Source organism: Dyadobacter sp. Leaf189, assembly GCF_001424405.1.
Lineage (GTDB): Bacteria > Bacteroidota > Bacteroidia > Cytophagales > Spirosomataceae > Dyadobacter.
Genome location: NZ_LMPS01000005.1, coordinates 217086 through 234387, shown reverse-complemented (window position 1 = coordinate 234387; position 17302 = coordinate 217086). Strand labels below are relative to the sequence as shown.

The 17302-nt window shown below is 49.9% G+C and carries 15 protein-coding genes; 8 read left to right on the top strand and 7 right to left on the bottom strand.

Going from position 1 to position 17302, the window contains the following annotated elements:
* Window positions 1-17 precede the first annotated feature (17 nt).
* Together ASG33_RS15430 and map are read left to right on the top strand one after the other, a co-directional pair.
* Entirely contained in the window at window positions 18-374 is a 357-nt protein-coding gene (locus ASG33_RS15430) for a DUF4174 domain-containing protein (RefSeq protein WP_056287144.1), read from the top strand.
* An 81-nt stretch (window positions 375-455) separates the two neighbouring features.
* Window positions 456-1217, top strand: a complete 762-nt coding sequence (gene map / locus ASG33_RS15425) for a type I methionyl aminopeptidase (RefSeq protein WP_056287141.1) — start codon at window positions 456-458, stop codon at window positions 1215-1217.
* 113 nt (window positions 1218-1330) lie between these two features.
* Here map and ASG33_RS15420 read toward each other — a convergent pair whose 3' ends face one another.
* Window positions 1331-2068, bottom strand: a complete 738-nt coding sequence (locus tag ASG33_RS15420; protein WP_056287138.1) for an SDR family oxidoreductase — start codon at window positions 2066-2068, stop codon at window positions 1331-1333.
* Window positions 2069-2136: 68 nt separating this feature from the next.
* A complete protein-coding gene (locus ASG33_RS15415) occupies window positions 2137-3015 on the bottom strand; it encodes an AraC family transcriptional regulator (RefSeq protein ID WP_056287135.1) in 879 nt (292 codons plus the stop codon).
* An 84-nt stretch (window positions 3016-3099) separates the two neighbouring features.
* Between ASG33_RS15415 and ASG33_RS15410 the strand changes: the two genes are divergently transcribed.
* Window positions 3100-4050: an AraC family transcriptional regulator gene (locus ASG33_RS15410; protein ID WP_056287131.1), complete on the top strand. Its 951-nt coding sequence runs from the start codon at window positions 3100-3102 to the stop codon at window positions 4048-4050.
* A 78-nt stretch (window positions 4051-4128) separates the two neighbouring features.
* On the top strand, window positions 4129-4881 hold the full coding sequence (locus ASG33_RS15405; RefSeq protein ID WP_056287129.1) for an SDR family NAD(P)-dependent oxidoreductase: 753 nt from the start codon (window positions 4129-4131) through the stop codon (window positions 4879-4881).
* A 70-nt stretch (window positions 4882-4951) separates the two neighbouring features.
* On the opposite strand, the gene ASG33_RS15400 is transcribed toward ASG33_RS15405, so the two are convergent.
* Window positions 4952-6550, bottom strand: a complete 1599-nt coding sequence (locus ASG33_RS15400; RefSeq protein WP_056287126.1) for a family 43 glycosylhydrolase — start codon at window positions 6548-6550, stop codon at window positions 4952-4954.
* A 258-nt stretch (window positions 6551-6808) separates the two neighbouring features.
* On the opposite strand from ASG33_RS15400, the gene ASG33_RS15395 reads away from it, so the two are divergent.
* Window positions 6809-7363, top strand: coding sequence for an alpha/beta fold hydrolase (locus ASG33_RS15395; protein ID WP_056287124.1), 555 nt, complete (start codon window positions 6809-6811; stop codon window positions 7361-7363).
* Here ASG33_RS15395 and ASG33_RS15390 read toward each other — a convergent pair.
* Window positions 7341-8615 carry a PD40 domain-containing protein gene (locus ASG33_RS15390; protein WP_082489248.1) on the bottom strand — a complete coding sequence of 425 codons (1275 nt, stop codon included), beginning with the start codon at window positions 8613-8615 and terminating at the stop codon, window positions 7341-7343. The two genes, ASG33_RS15395 and ASG33_RS15390, sit on opposite strands and share 23 nt — an antisense overlap.
* A gap of 270 nt (window positions 8616-8885) precedes the next feature.
* On the opposite strand from ASG33_RS15390, the gene ASG33_RS15385 reads away from it, so the two are divergent.
* The 3 genes from ASG33_RS15385 to ASG33_RS15375 all read left to right on the top strand — a co-directional run bounded on the left by ASG33_RS15385 (window position 8886) and on the right by ASG33_RS15375 (window position 12855).
* Window positions 8886-9764, top strand: a complete 879-nt coding sequence (locus ASG33_RS15385; RefSeq protein WP_056288509.1) for a DUF808 domain-containing protein — start codon at window positions 8886-8888, stop codon at window positions 9762-9764.
* Window positions 9765-9898: 134 nt separating this feature from the next.
* Window positions 9899-10234: a PadR family transcriptional regulator gene (locus ASG33_RS15380; RefSeq protein ID WP_056287118.1), complete on the top strand. Its 336-nt coding sequence runs from the start codon at window positions 9899-9901 to the stop codon at window positions 10232-10234.
* A complete protein-coding gene (locus ASG33_RS15375; RefSeq protein WP_082489247.1) occupies window positions 10231-12855 on the top strand; it encodes an ABC transporter permease in 2625 nt (874 codons plus the stop codon). The genes ASG33_RS15380 and ASG33_RS15375 overlap by 4 nt, the downstream gene beginning before the upstream one ends.
* 30 nt (window positions 12856-12885) lie before the next feature.
* Here ASG33_RS15375 and ASG33_RS15370 read toward each other — a convergent pair whose 3' ends face one another.
* Genes ASG33_RS15370 through ASG33_RS15360 form a run of 3 tightly spaced genes read right to left on the bottom strand, consistent with a single transcriptional unit; the run spans window position 12886 to window position 17292 of the window.
* On the bottom strand, window positions 12886-14292 hold the full coding sequence (locus ASG33_RS15370) for a sulfatase (protein ID WP_056287117.1): 1407 nt from the start codon (window positions 14290-14292) through the stop codon (window positions 12886-12888).
* Between the two features lie 26 nt (window positions 14293-14318).
* Window positions 14319-15878, bottom strand: coding sequence for a sulfatase (locus ASG33_RS15365; RefSeq protein ID WP_056287115.1), 1560 nt, complete (start codon window positions 15876-15878; stop codon window positions 14319-14321).
* Window positions 15862-17292: a RagB/SusD family nutrient uptake outer membrane protein gene (locus tag ASG33_RS15360; protein WP_056287112.1), complete on the bottom strand. Its 1431-nt coding sequence runs from the start codon at window positions 17290-17292 to the stop codon at window positions 15862-15864. Before ASG33_RS15360 ends, ASG33_RS15365 begins: the two co-directional genes overlap by 17 nt.
* Between the last annotated feature and the right edge of the window lie 10 nt (window positions 17293-17302).

Below are 17302 nucleotides of genomic sequence, written 5' to 3'. Positions count from 1 at the left end.
TTTTTGAAGGTGGCATTATGAAAACTATAATCATAATTTTTCTCATGATGGTCAACGTAGCGGAACAGCCGAGGAAGGTTTTGGTGTTTCATAACGCAGCAGGCCAGCAACTCCTGAAATCACAGTTGAACGAACTGGAAGCGGCTCAGGACGGATTTCGCGAGCGGGACATTGAAATAGAGTCCATTGCGGCTTCTGCACAAAATGCCGGCAAATGGAAAAAGTGGCAGGTCGACAGCTCCGAGGCATTTACTTTCATCCTGGTTGGCCGTGATGGCGGCGAAAAGCTGAGGTCCACCGAGGTTGTGAAAGTGAGCAAGCTCTTCGGCCTGATTGACGCGATGCCGATGCGGAGGAGAGAAATGAATGAGTGAATGAGCCGCCGTGGAACGGGGAATTAGTGAATAATTTAATAATATAGCCGTAGCAGCGGCGGCTACATTAAAACACAATTTATGTCTATTACAAAAGAATCTGATTTACAGGGAATGCAAAAGGCGAGTGAGGCGGTTGCACAAACATTGAAGAAAATGACTAATTACGCGCAGCCCGGAATGACCACGAAAGAACTCGACGAGTATGCAGCGAAGTTGCTGTCGGAGTTTGGAGCAAAGTCTGCGCCGCATTCAACCTACAAATTTCCCGGCTGGACTTGTATCAGCGTCAATAATGAATTTTGCCACGGAGTACCTTCCACTAAAAGGAAATTGCAGGAAGGCGATCTCATTAACATCGACGTTTCTGCCGAGCTGGACGGTTTTTGGGCGGATAATGGCGGCTCGTTTGTTCTTGGTCAGGATATTCACAGACACCAGAAGCTTGTGGATGCTTCCAAAGAGATTTTGCTGAAAACGATCCATAATATCAGGGGCGGCGTCAAAATAGCGGACATTGGTTACCTGATGGAGTCGGAAGCCAGAAAACGCGGGTTTAAAGTAATCAGGAACCTGGCAGGTCACGGTATTGGCCGCGGGCTGCACGAACAGCCCAATGAACTGATGAATTTCAGGAACAAAGCCGATCACAGACGTTTCAAGAAAAACTCGGTTGTCGCAATCGAAACATTTATTTCAACCACATCCTCCTACGCTACCGCGCTGAATGACGGCTGGACAATGGTCGGAAACAAAGGCGGTTTCATGGCACAACACGAACATACCATTGTAGTAACCGACAATGCACCGCTGGTACTAACGGCAATGAATGGGATCAACTGACTACACAAGGTTACGCCACTATAATGAAACAAAACAGCGCCCCGGTATCCCGCGGCGCTGTTTTGTTTCATTGCTCTATTTCACTTTTGCATTAAGCCAGCTCCCACTCTCTCCTACCATGGACAATTGGCTGGTGCCGGGAAGTATTCTTCACTGAAAAACTGGCCGGTTGGTCCTTGCTCGTCGATGAACGCGAACTTGATAATGCGTTGCGCGGCTTCTTCTGCTGTGCTCGTGCCCTGATGACCGGTGAAGTCAGTTTTTGTCCAGCCGGGACAAACTGCATTGACTTTGAAAGCGGTGTCACGAAGCTCATACGCAAGATTGATCGTGTACATATTGAGCGCAGCTTTGGAAGATTGGTACGCTACATACCGCGTTGGATAATTGGCATTGCTGAGGTCAGATGCCAGGTTAAGGGACGCCATACTGGTACTTACATTCACAATGCGCGGCGCTTCCGATTTTCTCAGCAGATCCATCATCGCCTGCGTTACATTCACCACACCGAATACATTCGTTTCATAAACGGTTTTAAAAACATCGCTGTCGGTCGAGAGCGCAGACTGTTGAAAGCCGCCTGAAATGCCTGCATTGTTAACAAGTACATCCAGGATACCTGTTTCAGCAGCGATCAAATCCTTCGCCGCGCTGATCGATTGCCGGTCCGTTACATCAAGCTGCACAGCCCTGACATTTTCAAATCCTTCTGCCCTGAGCTTTTCTGCTGCGATTTGTCCGCTGCTCAAATTTCGGCTGCCGATATATACTATAAACCCATTTTGGGAGAGCTGTTTGGCCACTTCCAACCCGATCCCTTTATTTGCTCCTGTTACTAATGCTGTTTTCATTTTTTGCCTGTTTTAATGAACAGGACAAAAGTAGCGGGGAGCCCAAAAGCGCGAATGGACGAATCATTTCACTTGCTGGACAAATCGCGCAAATCCTCCAAAAAGGCGCTTACACTCTTGCCCGTGCTCTTTTTGAAAAGTCGCGAGAAGTAATCAGGATCATTGAAACCCAGATCATAAGCAAGTTCTTTAACCGGAACGGGCGAATAATGCAGCTTTCGCTGTGCCTCCTGCATCAGCCTGTGCGTAATCCATTCTTTGGGTGAAAACCCGGAAAACTCCTTTACAACACTGTACAGGTTGCTCGTGGTCATAGCGAGCGTATCAGCAATTGTGTGTACATCCTGCTGCTCGGTCAGGTGTGTTTCCACAGCGAGCTTGAAGGCAACATACTTTGAAAGTTTTGCATTGCTCACGCTATCGGGATAGCCCTGCTGCTGATATGCGCTGTTGATCTCGGTAAGCAATGCGTGCATATGCGCCAGGATAATATCCGCGTTCCGTTGCTTGCCGGGCGAATGAAGCAATTTGAACAAAGTAGAAAACAGTCCTTTCACGCGGATCTTCGATTCTGCGTCAAACGAAACGGTGTTGCTTCCAAAAGGATTAACAAGAAAGGAATAAGCGTGCGGCAGCAGCGCCAGCGTATTTTCATCAAAAGAAACTGCATAATGCTGATCGTCCGGATTGAATGGCATATTGGTAAAGATCTGGTTGGGTAAGCCAAATACCAATTGCCCGTCTGTCAATGTGATTTCCTGCAGATCTGCCTTGAAGGTTGCTGTGCCCTGGTCCACGTACATCAGGTAGTAGAATGATAACCGGTGTGGGTTAAACAGCTTTTCAAGAACATCCTCCGGCAGTGGTATCGCGCAATTTTCATTGACAGCAATCGACAATTTCTTGTGATGCCTGATCTGATCCAGTAAGCCCGTTGTTTCGCGCATTGTTAATTATTTTACATAAACTAAAACCAAAACCGCACTAATAAATTCCATTGCAGGTTATATTTGTTTTTTACATATACACTCATGTACAAGACAATTTTCGAAGAACTCTGCGAACGCTTTACGAGCGGCGACTCGGCCGATCTGAGTGCGTTGCTACCCGAGGGGATACAGGACGAGGTCGGACATTTCAATGTGTTCAATCTGGACGAGATTCTGCCGACACAGCGCGAAAGGCCGACGGTATCCTGCGCGTCCCGCGCATTCTACAAGATCAGCTTTCTGACCGGCCACTCGCAGGCGGACTACCCCGATCGCAGCATTGAAATTTCGAAGCCAACGCTGGTTTTTACAACACCCAAAAGTCCGTTCTACTGGTCACCGGCGGGACAACAAACCGGCATGTTCTGCGTATTTACCGCTGAATTTCTGCATCCGGCAAAAAGTGGGGTGATGATCGATGAGCTGCCCATTTTCAAGTCGCCCGAGCATCCTATCTATGCTTTGTCCGATGTCGATATCGCCCGTACACAGCGTATTTTCGATAACATGAATGAAGAAATCAACTCGAACTACGCTTATAAGTACGATCTACTGCGTGCCTACACGCTTGAACTGATCCACCTCGGACAGAAGCTGCAGTCGACCGTCATGTTGCACCCTAACCACAGCGCTTCGGCACGCACTACTTCCCTTTTCCTGGAATTACTGGAAAGACAGTTCCCGCTCGAAAGTCCGCAGCAGAAAGTAATGCTCCGGACTGCCAGCCAGTTTGCAGACCATCTGGCGGTGCATATCAACCATTTGAACAAAGTACTTAAAGAAACCACCGGATTGACCACCACGGAGCTCATCGCCGGACGGATTGTGCAGGAAGCCAAGGCGCTGCTCCGGCATACCGACTGGAGTATTGCCGAGATCGCCGAGAGTCTGGGCTTTTCAGACTTTGCCCATTTCTCCAAATTCTTCAAAACAGAAACCGCCATTGCTCCCGGCGCTTACCGCAGTCAGACAAAAAGTTTGAATTATACATAAATCTGATTGGTTGTAACAAACCGGCTTTTCGACGAACAGGGGACATTTGCATTGTTTTAAAATCAATTCAAAAGTCCCATGACAACTCAGAAAATAGCATTGGTAACCGGCGGAAGCCGTGGAATAGGCAGAGACATTGTACTTAGTCTTGCCGGAAAAGGAATTGACGTCATCTTCACTTACCGCAGCAAGCAGAACGAAGCCGAGAAAACGGTTGCCGCTGTGAAGGCACTTGGTCAGAAAGCAGTTGCACTTCCTCTCGACACCACTGATACCAGCGGATTTGAACCCTTCTTTGAACAGGTTGCAAACGCATTGCAGACTACATTCGGCACCGACAAATTTGACTTCCTGATCAACAACGCCGGGACCAGCCTCACAGCGCCTGTCGCTGAGACCACGGAAGCGCAGTTCGATGAAATGATGAACGTTCATTTGAAAGGGGTTTATTTCCTGACGCAAAAAGCATTGACGCAGCTGCGTGATGGCGGCCGGATCGTCAATATATCCTCAGCGGTAGCGCGTGTCAGCTTTCCGGGCGTATCGGCTTATGCGATCATGAAAGGCGCGATAGACGTGTATACAAGGTACCTCGCACTGGAACTTGGCAGCCGTGGCATTGCTGCCAATGTGGTTGCGCCGGGAGCGGTATTTGGCGGCAGCACCATGGAGGACACCCCGGAAATGCGTGCATTTGTTGCAGGCGCAACTGCGCTGGGGCGCGTGGCTACTCCCGAAGATATCGGCGGCGTGGTGGCATTCCTTTGCAGCGATGAAGCACGCTGGGTGAATGGACAGCGTATCGAGCTGACCGGCGGAATGAATCTGTAACAAGCATCTGCCCAAAGGCCGTGGCAAACCTTTCGCTCAAATCACTGAGCCATGAGGTTTGCCGCGGCTTTTACCTGCTGATATAAGTTTCAAATTTCAGGCTGCGATTTTTCTCAATTGCAAAAGCCCCGTCGGTTTTAACTGCGGCTGCACCTTGCGGATAAGGCAGGGTATCGCTAAACTGAAATCCATAGCATCCTTTCGTTGTTGCGGAAGTAAATGAAACTGCATACTTAGTGCCTTTTTCAACATGGATATCAGGCGCGAAATGGAGCCGCTTTGCAGCCCAGCCTATGGAATCACTTGACGCTACCGTTGAAAACAGCGGCTTACCCTCCGGAATGCCGGATGTTGTTGCGCGGTAAATGTTTAATGTGAGTCCCGCATCAGGAGCGCCGTCGCGGAATGTCGTGATGTTGACCGAAGTCAGCTTACCCGCTTTTGTTGCGGTAAAAGACTGGCTCCGCTCCTTCCCGTTTGCTATATCGCATTGTCTTGTAAAACCATTCAGGCCCGATGAAGTCTCAGGTGTTATCAGGTTGGCCGGACTGCTTTTTTCACCTAACCTGATCCTGATATTTTCAGCCGGATTACACGGGATCGGCTCGATAGCACCGTCAGCAGTGAACTTTAATGGCGCCCAGAAGTAGTTGGCAAGTGCCTCATTCCTGGCTGCATTGTTCCAGAGATCGCTGCCGTACAGGTATACTGTTTCCGAATCAAACTGAATGGTCGAAACGAAAGAAGGCTGCCCGCCGCAGGATTTGTCGCTGATGCGGATACCCTCCGACCACGGCCCGAGTGGCGATCTGGCAGTGCGGTACGAAGTGCCCGTACCCGAGCAATAACCGCAGTTTGGATCCGAATAGAGCAGATAATAAATGCCGTTTCGCTTCATCAAACCCGGCGCTTCCGTCTTGCCCGGCGTTACAGCCTTCACGTGCCTCCCGGTACCTGAAAGAAAATCGGGCGTCAGTTCTTCTATCACGATTGTACCTTTCGTCCGCCAGTCGGTATATGCTACATATCCCTTTCCATCCTCGTCGACGAAAGTATCGTGGTCTCCATTGTTCAAGCCTGCTACTTCTGCATCATTATTGACCGCCAGCTTGGGATTGTCTACTTCGGTAAAAGGTCCCGCAGGGCTGGTGCTTGTAAATACCCTGAAACCGACGCGGTTGTCATACACATTTACCCACAATACATATAAACCTGTTTGTTTGTTGAAGATCACGTGCGGACGAAAGCAGCCGTAAGTACTTCCATTACACCTGCTTTGCCAAACCGGATTTTTGGCGTCAAACAAATAGCCTCTGTCAGTCCAGTTGACCAGATCAGGAGAAGCGTAAACTTTGAAACCGCAAAACGGCGCGGACTTGTTCTGCCAAGCAAAACCGCAATCGTAGCTCGTCCCGTAGAGGTAGTAAGTGCCATCAAAATAGGCGATTTCGCCATCGTGCGCATCCACAGCATCGCCTGCTACGTCAAAGCGTGTCACCTGTTTGCCCGTTTCGTTGAAGTTGACAATGCTGACAGCTGAAAGCGATTTCGTTTTCCTGCCGCGCGACTTCTGCTTTCCCTGTGCATTTGCGTGGTGATTCGAAGCAATGAACAACAACAGGCAAGAGGCGAAAAGCAGTTGCAGAACTGTACTGATTTTAGATTTCATCGGCTTTTTTAAAATACGATCCGGTTAGGAATGCAAACCTAGAAGCCCGGACGAAGGCGACAAATGGCCGAATTGCATGATCTCTTACATATTTTGCTCAGGAACGTTTCAGGTTAACTAGCGACTACCCTCCCAGCCTTACCGGAATATTGGCACGCGCGCCCCCTGAGTTTGGCCGGATTGCCCAGCTCCGCCCGAGATTATAACAGGTAATTTTGATGTATATAAATGGTGTCAAGGTGATTTAACACATTCATTATGAACAGAGAAATTGTTTTCTTTCACGGCGGCGGATCAAAGGAAGATTATGAGGCAGACCAAAAGCTGGTTGATTCGCTAGTTACCAAGCTTGGCCCAGGAACCGCGGTTCATTATCCTTACCTGCCTAATGACGGCACGCCGGACCTGGGCAGGCGCAGACAGATTGGTCAGGAAATTGCAAAAATTGGTGATGGTGTAATCCTGGCCGCCCATTCACTGGGGGCCTCGATGCTGCTGGCCTATCTCTCCGAAAACACAGGTGAAAAGTCAATTTCCGGCATATTCCTGCTGGCAACGCCATTCTGGGACGGGGACGAAGATTGGGTTGAACCGTTCAAGCTGCTGCCGGATTTTGCGGCCAGGCTGGATACGCAGGTACCATTGTTCTTTTACCATTGCCGCGATGACGAGGAGGTGCCATTGGCACAGTTCGACATTTACAAACAACAACTTCCATGGGCTACTTTCCGGCAGCTTGAAACAGGAGGCCACCAGTTCCTTCATGGTTTAGGGGTTGTTGCAGCAGATATCAGGGCGCTACAATCACGCTGAAATAGCCAGGTTTCCCTTGTTGACTACCCATGAATATGAGCTTGTTATTCCCCTGCCAGCGCGGCTGGTAATCCGGTGACGGAATAAGACCCGGCAACAAGCCGACCTGCCTTACCTTGCCTGTCGCCACATCGCGCACCCACAGGCTGTACGCAAATGTAATGGGCTCGGTTCTTGTACTCAGGAATGCAACCTGCTTGCCGTCAGGTGAGAAGGAAGGAGTGGTATCGAGCCAGCCGGGCTGCGTTTCAAAATAGCGCGACTCGCCGGTGCCCTCGGAAGAATAGAATGAAATGGCGACGCGGTAATCTTTCCCACCACCTTCACTGTGGGCCCGGGCTACGGCAATGGAGGCTCCGTCGGGTGACCAGTCTATCTCTGCCCGCCTGATGCCGTTAAATTCACTGGCTGGCATCTCGGGTGTTAGCGGAATCGCACTTCCGCCTGCCGTCGACACTTTCCACAGGCGTGACATTTGCTCCGAAAGCGTTGCAAAAGCCAGCCACTTTCCGTCCGGCGACCAGGCTAATCCATATTGCTGCGCTGGCGGCACACCAGGGATTACCCGCTTCTGTTCCGACGCTATATCGTAAATCACGAACCCGTTTTCTGCGGAAGAATAATAAGCCAGTTGCTTCGCATCATGTGAAAACCTGCCGCCGCTTACCTGCGTGCCGATGCGTTTTGCAGACACCTCTTTTTCATTTTCAAGCTTGGCCAGATACAATGCAAAATCGGACTGACCGGCCCCATTTTGATTGAAAGTGGCATAAAGCGCCCACTTTCCGTCTTCGGTCACATCCCCGCCGCCTACATACTCCGAAGTCCCGAATGCGGGATAAAGCGCAGATTGCGATAAAGATCCGCTGCTAACCATAATCACATTGGAATTCACGTCAGGTGCGCCTTCGGCTTTGGATACAATGCGCGCAACCAGTTGGGCGCCCTGAGCGGCAACGGGGATACTGATTGATTTTTGATCCGCTTTAACGGTCCGGTAAGTTTTGAATGGGCCCAGCTCGTTGTTGGCTATCTGAATCTCATATTCCTCAGCTTCGGTATTTGCAACATCGGGACATGGACTGGTAATGCAAATAATGCGATATTCTTCCCACGTCAGGTTATAATTCCCATCACTAACAGCGATCCGCAGCCCTACCGGCCTCACCAGCCTGGACGGATCCACCGTTTTGTCTGTACATGAAAGGAAGATTGAAAATGTGACGAGCAGAAGTAGGGCGCGGCGTTTCATAGAAGATCGTTTACAGGTTAGCCTTTGCAAGACGCTTGGCGGTCCCAAATGGTTGGTAATGCGCACCTTCAATTCTGCGGGATTCACCGGGGCGGGTATCTCGGTTCACATTTTCTTTCTTTATTGCATATTACAAAGTCGATTCCGGCAATGGGGGTGATTTGAGTATACAGCCGGTTTATTACCTTCGTGCCAAATCAGTTTCCGGAACATGGTTTTGGAGCTACTGGATCAGTTTTTGTTAAAGGATTTGAGGAATTAAAAAATAATATGGCATCAGGATTTTTTGCGATTTTAGACGATATAGCCTTTCTAATGGACGACGTCGCGCTGGCGACGAAAGTGGCGACCAAAAAAACGGCGGGTATTCTCGGTGACGACCTGGCTGTGAATGCAGAAAAGGCAACAGGATTTTTGTCCGAGCGCGAGTTGCCGGTTTTGTGGGCAATTACAAAAGGTTCGCTGCTGAACAAGCTCATCATCGTGCCGATCGCTTTACTGTTAAATGTATTCCTCCCGGTTGCTATTACCTATATCCTCATCTTAGGTGGTTTATACCTGGCTTACGAAGGAGTAGAGAAAATCGTTGAATACTTCTTCCATCATCCCAAAAAGGAACAATCCGTTGTTGAACAACGCGAGCAGGAAAGTCCGGAAGCCGCGGCAATCAATGAAAAAGCGAAGGTTAAATCGGCAGTTACTACCGACTTTATCCTTTCCATTGAAATCGTCATCATCGCATTAGGCAGCGTGCTGGAAGAAAGCCTGGCCATTCAGATTATGACTGTTTCGGCTGTCGCATTAGTAGCCACGGTCGGAGTCTACGGCATTGTGGCATTGATCGTGAGGTCCGACGATGCAGGTTATAAGCTGATCAAAAAATCCGACGACAAAGGTTTCCTGTCCAAAGTAGGCCACGTACTCGTGAAGGCACTACCTATTATGATCAAGGTTCTGGGCTTTGTTGGTACTATCGCATTAATACTGGTAGCAGGCGGGATTTTTGTTCATAATGTCAAATACTTCCATCACATTCTCCCTGATCTTCCTTCTATCGTCAAAGAGGCTGCCCTTGGCCTCGGTGCGGGACTGATTGTCTTTCTGCTGGTAAGCATTTTCCAAAAAGTATTTTCCCTGGGTAAACACTAGGCTGCATTTAAGGCTCTCCTGCCTGTCACGTCAGTAAATTCATTGCGCTGAATAACCCAAAAAATTATTTTACATACAAAACATGAATTTACATTTTCATTTTACATACATTTAATGAATTAATTGCTGATCCAATGAAAGGGACCAATCTGGGTGAATTTGAGGAACTGGTACTGCTGACTATCGCCGCCCTCGGCCAGGAAGCTTACAGCGTCGCCATTTGCGACGAACTGGAAAGATATACCGGCCGCTCCGCCAAACTCGGCGTCGTACATGCGGTATTGAACCGTCTTGAAGAAAAGAGCCTGAGTAAAAGTTACCTCGGCGATGCAAGCGCAACCCGGGGCGGAAAGCGGAAGCGGTTTTATGAAGTAACCCACGCAGGCAAGGTCGCACTCACCCGTGCCAAAGAAGTGCGCGAGAACATCTGGAGGAACATTCCCGGCTTTAATCTCGAAGGCTCAATATGAAAGAGACTACCCCCCGGCCCCCCAAATGGGCGACCGATTTCCTGAGATGGTACTGCCGGCCAGGCCTGGCTGAGGATCTGGAAGGCGATCTGTTTGAGTATTTCACACGAAACGTGCGTAACAAAGGAGCTAGGCGTGCGCGCCTGATCTATATCATAGACGTGATCAAGTTCCTGCGGCCTTATACCATCCGAAAAATAGATCCACTCACCTTTTTGTCTCATTTCTTTATGATCGGCAGCTACTTAAAAACGTCGCGGCGCAGTCTGGTGCGCAACAAATTGTTTTCGATGATCAATATCATTGGCCTGGCTGTGAGTATGTCGGTAGGGCTGCTGGTGATTTCCATTGTGAGCGACCAGCTGGCTTACGATGATTTCCATGAGAAAAAAGATCGCATTTACAGGGTTATTACCCGTTTTCAAAACGACGGACAGTCGCCTATCAACCTGGCTTCTACCTCGGTGAAAGTGGCGCAACGCATTCCTGATGCGGTTCCGGGCATCGAGAACTTCACCGTGATGCGCACGGGCTTCTCGGGTGACGCGCAGGTGGGGCAAAATATCTTTCCGATTGAAGCGACCTGGGCCGATCAGTCCTTTTTCAAAGTCTTCACTTTCCCATTGATCGCAGGCGACCCGGCGACGGCGCTCAAAGAACCCTACTCGCTGGTACTTACAGCAAAAACGGCCGAAAAGCTCTTTGGAAGTACGGACGCGATCGGGCGCACTGTACGTTTCGATTCCCTCGACTACCAGGTAACCGGCATTGCCAAAGATGTACCTCACCTATCCCATATCCGTTTTGACGCGCTCATTTCCTTCGCCTCGGCAGACGCGCTGATCGGCAAGAAGGACAATAACTTTTATGCATGGAACAGTGTATGGTCCAACTACGTCTATATTACGGTTCCAAAAGGCGGCTCAACGGCTGGCATGCAGCGCGCGCTGAATAAGCTGAGCGCGGCAGAAAACAAAGCTTTACAAACCGCGAAAGTGACTGTTTCGCTTCAACCGCTGCACGATATCGCAATGGGGCAGGACCTGTCCAATAACATTGGACCCAAAACAAACCCTATGATCCTGTGGGCGCTGGGCGGGCTTGCCTTCGTGATCATTCTTTCTGCCTGTTTCAATTATACCAACCTTTCCATTGCCCGGTCCTTGCGCCGCGCCCGGGAGGTGGGCGTGCGGAAGCTTATCGGTGCACACCGGAGCCACGTACTGGGACAGTTCATTGCCGAGGCAGTGATGATTGCGCTGCTTGCACTGCTGTTTTCATTCGGTTTATATGCATTCCTGCGCACAGAGTTCCTCTCGCTCGACAAGCACATTGCCCAGCTTTTCACATTGAACCTGTCGCTGGTGACAGTACTCTGCTTTATCGCGCTCGCGGCGGTTACAGGAATCCTGGCGGGCGTATTACCTGCATTGTTCTTTTCCAAAATCAGCGCATTGTCGGTGATGAAAGACAGTGGCGGACTTAAACTTTTCAAGCGGATCGGATTGCGCAAAACGCTGATTGTAGTACAGTACGTGCTTTCCCTGATCTTCATAGCCACCACAATGGTTGGTTACGGACAATACAAAGGCTTCCTGAACTTCGACCTGGGCTTTTCAACTGAAAACGTACTGAATATCAAGCTGCGCGGTGAAGAGGCCGATGCATTGAAGAAAGAGCTGGCCGAGCTGCCGGAGGTAAAAGGGATATCAACATCCAGGATGATCACCAGCGTAGGCAGCTTTTATGGAGAAACAGTGAAGTACAATCCGGGCGATTCCGCATTAGTCTGGCATAATACTGTGGACGAAAACTACATTCCCGTGCACCAGCATAAATTACTGGCAGGTACCAACTTCAAGCTGCGCCCCGAAAAGGGAAAGGAAAGCGAGGTCATTGTGAACCAGCAGGTATTGAAGCGCTTCAATATCGCCGGACAAGATCCTCAAAAAGCATTGGGAGAGTTGATCACGGTGGGCGGAAAGAAGCTGGCGATTGTGGGCGTGTTGAAAGATTTCCATTACGGAACAATGGAAAGCAAGATCGACCCTGTGATGCTCCTCTACTCGGCAAGCGAGCCCAGTGGTTATCTCAACCTGAAAATTACTTCCGGCGACCTTGAAGCTACGATTGAAAAGGTGGAAAACATCTGGAAGAAGTTCGACAAAGTACATACCCTAGAAGCACGTTTTTACGACGATCAGATCCAGGAAGCTTACAGTCAGTTTTCTGTAATGATCAAAATCGTAGGCTTTATCGCGTTCCTCGCGATATGCATTGCCTCGCTGGGATTGTTTGGAATGGTCGTTTTTACAACGGAAACAAAACTCAAAGAGATTAGTATCCGCAAAGTACTAGGCGCAAGCCAGGCAGGATTGGTGTTCCTGCTGTGCCGCAATTTCCTGTTGCTGCTCGCCATTTCGGCGGCTGTTGCATTGCCGGTCACCTATGTGCTTTTTGATCAGATATTCCTGACGAAATTCGTTTATCATCAACCCATCGGCATGATTGAACTGGTAAGCGGCGCCATTGCAGTGATGTTGCTGGCATTGTTAATGATCAGCTGGCAAACGGCCAAGGCAGCCCGGAGCAACCCGGCTGAGATACTGAAAAGCGAGTAGCTCCAGACTGGCGCCTGCAATCAGCTGAGGTTACTTTTTAGCGGCCCGTTTGTCCAGCTCCGCATCTACCGGTACCACTGTAGCAAGATGTTGTTTCGCTGCCGCAGACAGTTCTTCAATCACTTGCGGGTACTTACTGCCGATCTCGAATTTTTCGGATGGATCGTGTTCCAGGTTGTACAAAAGAGGCGGATTGTGCACTGCTGCGGGCTTTTGAGAGTAAGACGCATTTGTCTTAAAATGCAGCTTATAAGGTCCTTTCCTGATGGCGTACAGATCGTTATTCTCATAGTAATAAACGATTTCTGCACCTTTCCCGGACTTGCCTGTCAGGATATCGGCGATGTTACCGCCATCGAGCTGCGTATTTGCAGGTGCCTCTGCGCCGGCCCACTTCAATATCGTCGGATAGAGGTCCATTGAAGTGGTTACGGTAGACGAAACCTGGCTTTTTACAGTTCCTGGCATCCAGGCAATGGCGGGCACGCGCATTCCGCCCTCGTAGGTAGACCCTTTCGCTTCATAAAGCAGCCCCGATGAGCCGCCGTTTTCATCGATCAGACTTTTCATCAGCCAGGGACCATTGTCGCTGAGGAAGACGACGAATGTATTCTGGTCCAGTTTGAGTTCTTTCAGTTTGTTCAAAATCTGCCCGACGCTCCAATCCAGTTCTTCTACCACATCGCCATAAGGCCCGCGCTTGCTCTTTCCTGCAAAATCAGGCGAAGCGTGCAGCGGAACGTGAGGGAACGGACTGGCGTAATAGATGAAAAAGGGTTTGCTGCGGTTTTTGGTAATTAAATTGGTCACTTCGCTGGTAAACCTTTTTGTCAGCAGGTCCTGGTTTGGCTCGGTTTCCACTACTTTGGTGTCGCGGTACAAAGGCAATGCAGGATTGTCAGCAACAATCGGTTTTCCATTCGCATCGGTACGGAAAGACTCTTTGCCCATATCATTGGAATACGGAATGCCGAAGTACGAATCAAAGCCATAGTTGGTCGGCAAAAACTCAGGCAGCGAGCCCAAATGCCATTTTCCAACGATTGCAGTCTGGTAACCTTTCCCTTTCAATGTTTTGGCCAGCGTTGTCTCGTGCAGGGGTAAGCCGCTGGTGGAATTGGTAAAAAAAACCTTGTTGGCCGCACTCGTCCCGAACACGCCGTTTCGGACAGGCAGCCGGCCCGTAAGCAATGCAGCCCTGCTGGGTGAGCAGACATTGGCCGCTACATAAAACTGCGTGAACCGCGTACCTTCCAGTGCCATTTTGTCCAGGTTCGGTGTACGGATCGTCGGGTGACCGTACACGCCCAGGTCACCATAACCCAGATCGTCGGCTAGGATGATAATGAAATTCGGCTGTTTCGATTTCTGGGCAAATGCGGCCGCTGAACTCAAAACCAGGGTAATCAGGAGTGAGTATATGGGATATCTTTTCATGATGATATGTTTTGTCTGATAAGCATTCAGCGCGTAGCGAGCTGGTCAGGCCACGCAGCTGGCATGCCGGTTTTCTTGAAAACAGGTAATTGTGCGTTCCATTTTTTGAGCTGCGCGGTCAGCAATGCGGCTAGCTCCCTTGTTTTCGCAGGATTGGAAGCTGCCAGGTCTTTTTGCTCGCCTATGTCGTTTTTGAGATTGTAGAGTTCCAGCTTCTGGTTCCGGTAGTCGTAAATGAGTTTCCAGTCGCCTTTGCGCAATGCGCTTGCAAAATGAATGTTGGGCCCCTCCTGCGCAATCCAGCGGTTGGGATGATGCCACACCAGCGCGCGCTGATCGTCCTTGAATGCAGGATTTTTAAAGATCGGCAAAAAGGACTTTCCGTCAACCTGCTGGAACAGTTCAGGACTTTTTACACCGGCTATTTCCAGTATGGTGGGAAAGAAATCTTCCACAATCACATACTGCGCCGCGGTAGTCTGCGGCTTCACCACACCCGGCCAGCGCACCAGCATTGGCTCGCGTATCCCCCCTTCATACACAGAACCTTTTCCCGCTTTGAGCGGCAGGTTGTGCGTCCACGCTTTGCCTCCGCGCTGCGGCTTGGTGCTCAGCCCGCCATTGTCGGACATAAACAGGATCACTGTGTTATCAGCCAGCTTTTGATCGTCCAGGTATTTCAGCAAATCCCCCAGGCTCTTGTCCATTCCCTCGATCAACCCGGCGTACTTCGCTTCCAGACTGTCCAAACCCAATTTCAAGTACTTGTCGACATAGCGTTTATCAGCATCCAGCGGCGTGTGTACCGCATAATGTGCGAGGTAAAGAAAGAACGGCTTCTTCTCCGAAACAGGCTTTTCCAGCGCCTTTATAGCTTCCATTGTAATTGCGTCACTCAGAAAAGTGCCGGTACCGTGGTAAGCTTCCAGGCCGGGTACCGCATTGCGGTTGGGCTTTCCATTGTTTGGTTTGTCATAATTGTTCTCGCCTAAATAACTCGCTGGGTGCCCGATCTCGCTCCCCGCAATATTGACCTGAAAACCCAGATTAACAGGGTCTGCGCCCGGCGTACCCTTCGAGCCGAAATGCGCTTTTCCGCTGTGAATCGTATAATACCCATTGTCGCGCAAAACCGCAGGAAGAGGTGTTCCGTGAAAAGTATGCGGCACATTGGCTTCGGGACTGAAACCATTGATGTTCCAGTCGACGAACTGCATTGTCGTGTCTGCAAAATCAGTATTGGTGTTCTGGTTGGGCGAGGTCCAGTGTGTAACGCGGTGATGCGCCGCATTCACTCCCGTGATCAGACTCACGCGCGTGGGGGTACAAACGGGCATTGCATACGCATTGGTAAACTTCATTCCCTCCTGCGCCAGCCGCTCCATATTGGGTGTGTGGTAACGTTTGTTAAAGTCTGTTACCTTCTCCCAAAACGGCACAGAAGTATCCTGCCAGCCCATATCGTCCACCAGGAATACCACAATGTTCGGCTTCGCAGTTTGAGTCGATACTGGTTTCGGTACCGACAAAGCTGTCAGTACCAAAACCATTGCAATGCAATTCAATAACTTATTTGTAACCTTCATTCTGTTTGAGGTTTGGATTACGGTCGATCTCGCTTTGCGGCAGCGGGAAAAGTACCTGGTGATCAAATGCAACCTTGCCCCGCGCCTTTGCCCATTCGATAAACTTGCCGTGGCGGATCAGATCCTGGCGGCGCAGCTCTTCGGAAAAGAACTCCCACCCTCTTTCTTTCAGGATCTGCGCACGGAAAGCTTCTTTCGTCGGAAGCTGAGCCAGTGTCAAAGCAGCCAGACCAGCTTTTACATGAACCTGATTGAGAAGGCCAAGTGCCTCCGCTGTCGGACCATTCAGCTCATTCAATGCCTCCGCCTTAGTTAAAAGGATATCTGCGTAACGTACTACCGGAAAATCGTTTCCCAAATCGGCGGCGGTTGCATTCAGGTCTTCTTCAAACTTGAAGCTCCTTTTGTCATCTTGTCCCAACACAATGTGCTTGCCGCTCAGGTCATCGTACTCCGTCAGGAACACCTGCCTGCGCTGGTCTTTGGGATCGAACGAATCGTAAAATGCAGACAGCGTTTTCAGTTGCGTCGCGTAGTTGGCCTTGGGGTTACCCTTGAATTTGTAGCTGGGCGGCGCGGCGTGTGCCAGATAGTTGGTACCCAGGCCCGGCTGCGCAATGTGCGGCCGCACGTAAATGAACTCACTGTTCACCTCATTGGCCAGTTTGAACAAATCGGCGCGGTTAGCACTGTTAAACAAACTGTAAGTGTTCAGATCAATTACTTTCTGGGCTGTTTCGCTGGCTTTTGCCCATTCTTTATTATTAAGATAAAATTTGGCAAGAAATGCGAGCGCAGCGCCTTTGGTCGCCCTGCCATAATTTTTGGCTTTTACAGGAAGGATCTCACTTACTGCATTCAGCTCGTCCGTCACAAACCTGACGAACTCTTCTTTGGTAGCACGCGCCGGCCGGTCTTCACTGCTGCTGATACTACTGGTAATGAGCGGCGTTGGCCCGAAAAGATCATACAGATAGATGTATCCGCTGGCGCGCAGGAACCTGGCTTCGGCCACGATCTGCTTTTTCCTTTCCTCGTCCAGTTCTATTGCAGGCACATTGTCGATCACGAGATTGGCGCGGTAAATGCCACTGTAGTACCGCGTCCACGCTACATCGAAAAATTCGTGGGAGGCATTCCAGGTAAAATCTTCCAGCGGCTGCGCCAGCCCGCGCAACCCGCCCTCCCGGATAATGAGCAGGTCGGTAGTGACTTCGGCCATCACAAAAATGTTCCGGAATCCGTCGGTACCCTGCTTTTGTTCCAGCGCATAAGCCGCATTCAGCAGCGCCTCGGCATCGTCAGCCGTTTTGAAAAAATTATTAGGACCGAATGAAGAAAAAACCTCTTCTTCCAGCGGCTTGTCGCAGCCTAAAACACTGAGCAATAAAAAGATATATAGCAGCTTTTTCATTTTTATCAAT

What these genes read in the sequence shown, in the direction of transcription:
- ASG33_RS15375 (WP_082489247.1), top strand. Translation starts at nt 10,231, where the DNA reads ATGAAAGAGACTACCCCCCGGCCCCCCAAATGGGCGACCGATTTCCTG.
- ASG33_RS15410 (WP_056287131.1), top strand. Translation starts at nt 3,100, where the DNA reads ATGTACAAGACAATTTTCGAAGAACTCTGCGAACGCTTTACGAGCGGC.
- ASG33_RS15380 (WP_056287118.1), top strand. Translation starts at nt 9,899, where the DNA reads ATGAAAGGGACCAATCTGGGTGAATTTGAGGAACTGGTACTGCTGACT.
- ASG33_RS15370 (WP_056287117.1), bottom strand. Translation starts at nt 14,292, where the DNA reads ATGAAAAGATATCCCATATACTCACTCCTGATTACCCTGGTTTTGAGT.
- ASG33_RS15365 (WP_056287115.1), bottom strand. Translation starts at nt 15,878, where the DNA reads ATGAAGGTTACAAATAAGTTATTGAATTGCATTGCAATGGTTTTGGTA.
- ASG33_RS15390 (WP_082489248.1), bottom strand. Translation starts at nt 8,615, where the DNA reads ATGAAACGCCGCGCCCTACTTCTGCTCGTCACATTTTCAATCTTCCTT.
- ASG33_RS15385 (WP_056288509.1), top strand. Translation starts at nt 8,886, where the DNA reads ATGGCATCAGGATTTTTTGCGATTTTAGACGATATAGCCTTTCTAATG.
- ASG33_RS15360 (WP_056287112.1), bottom strand. Translation starts at nt 17,292, where the DNA reads ATGAAAAAGCTGCTATATATCTTTTTATTGCTCAGTGTTTTAGGCTGC.
- map (WP_056287141.1), top strand. Translation starts at nt 456, where the DNA reads ATGTCTATTACAAAAGAATCTGATTTACAGGGAATGCAAAAGGCGAGT.
- ASG33_RS15405 (WP_056287129.1), top strand. Translation starts at nt 4,129, where the DNA reads ATGACAACTCAGAAAATAGCATTGGTAACCGGCGGAAGCCGTGGAATA.
- ASG33_RS15420 (WP_056287138.1), bottom strand. Translation starts at nt 2,068, where the DNA reads ATGAAAACAGCATTAGTAACAGGAGCAAATAAAGGGATCGGGTTGGAA.
- ASG33_RS15395 (WP_056287124.1), top strand. Translation starts at nt 6,809, where the DNA reads ATGAACAGAGAAATTGTTTTCTTTCACGGCGGCGGATCAAAGGAAGAT.
- ASG33_RS15430 (WP_056287144.1), top strand. Translation starts at nt 18, where the DNA reads ATGAAAACTATAATCATAATTTTTCTCATGATGGTCAACGTAGCGGAA.
- ASG33_RS15400 (WP_056287126.1), bottom strand. Translation starts at nt 6,550, where the DNA reads ATGAAATCTAAAATCAGTACAGTTCTGCAACTGCTTTTCGCCTCTTGC.
- ASG33_RS15415 (WP_056287135.1), bottom strand. Translation starts at nt 3,015, where the DNA reads ATGCGCGAAACAACGGGCTTACTGGATCAGATCAGGCATCACAAGAAA.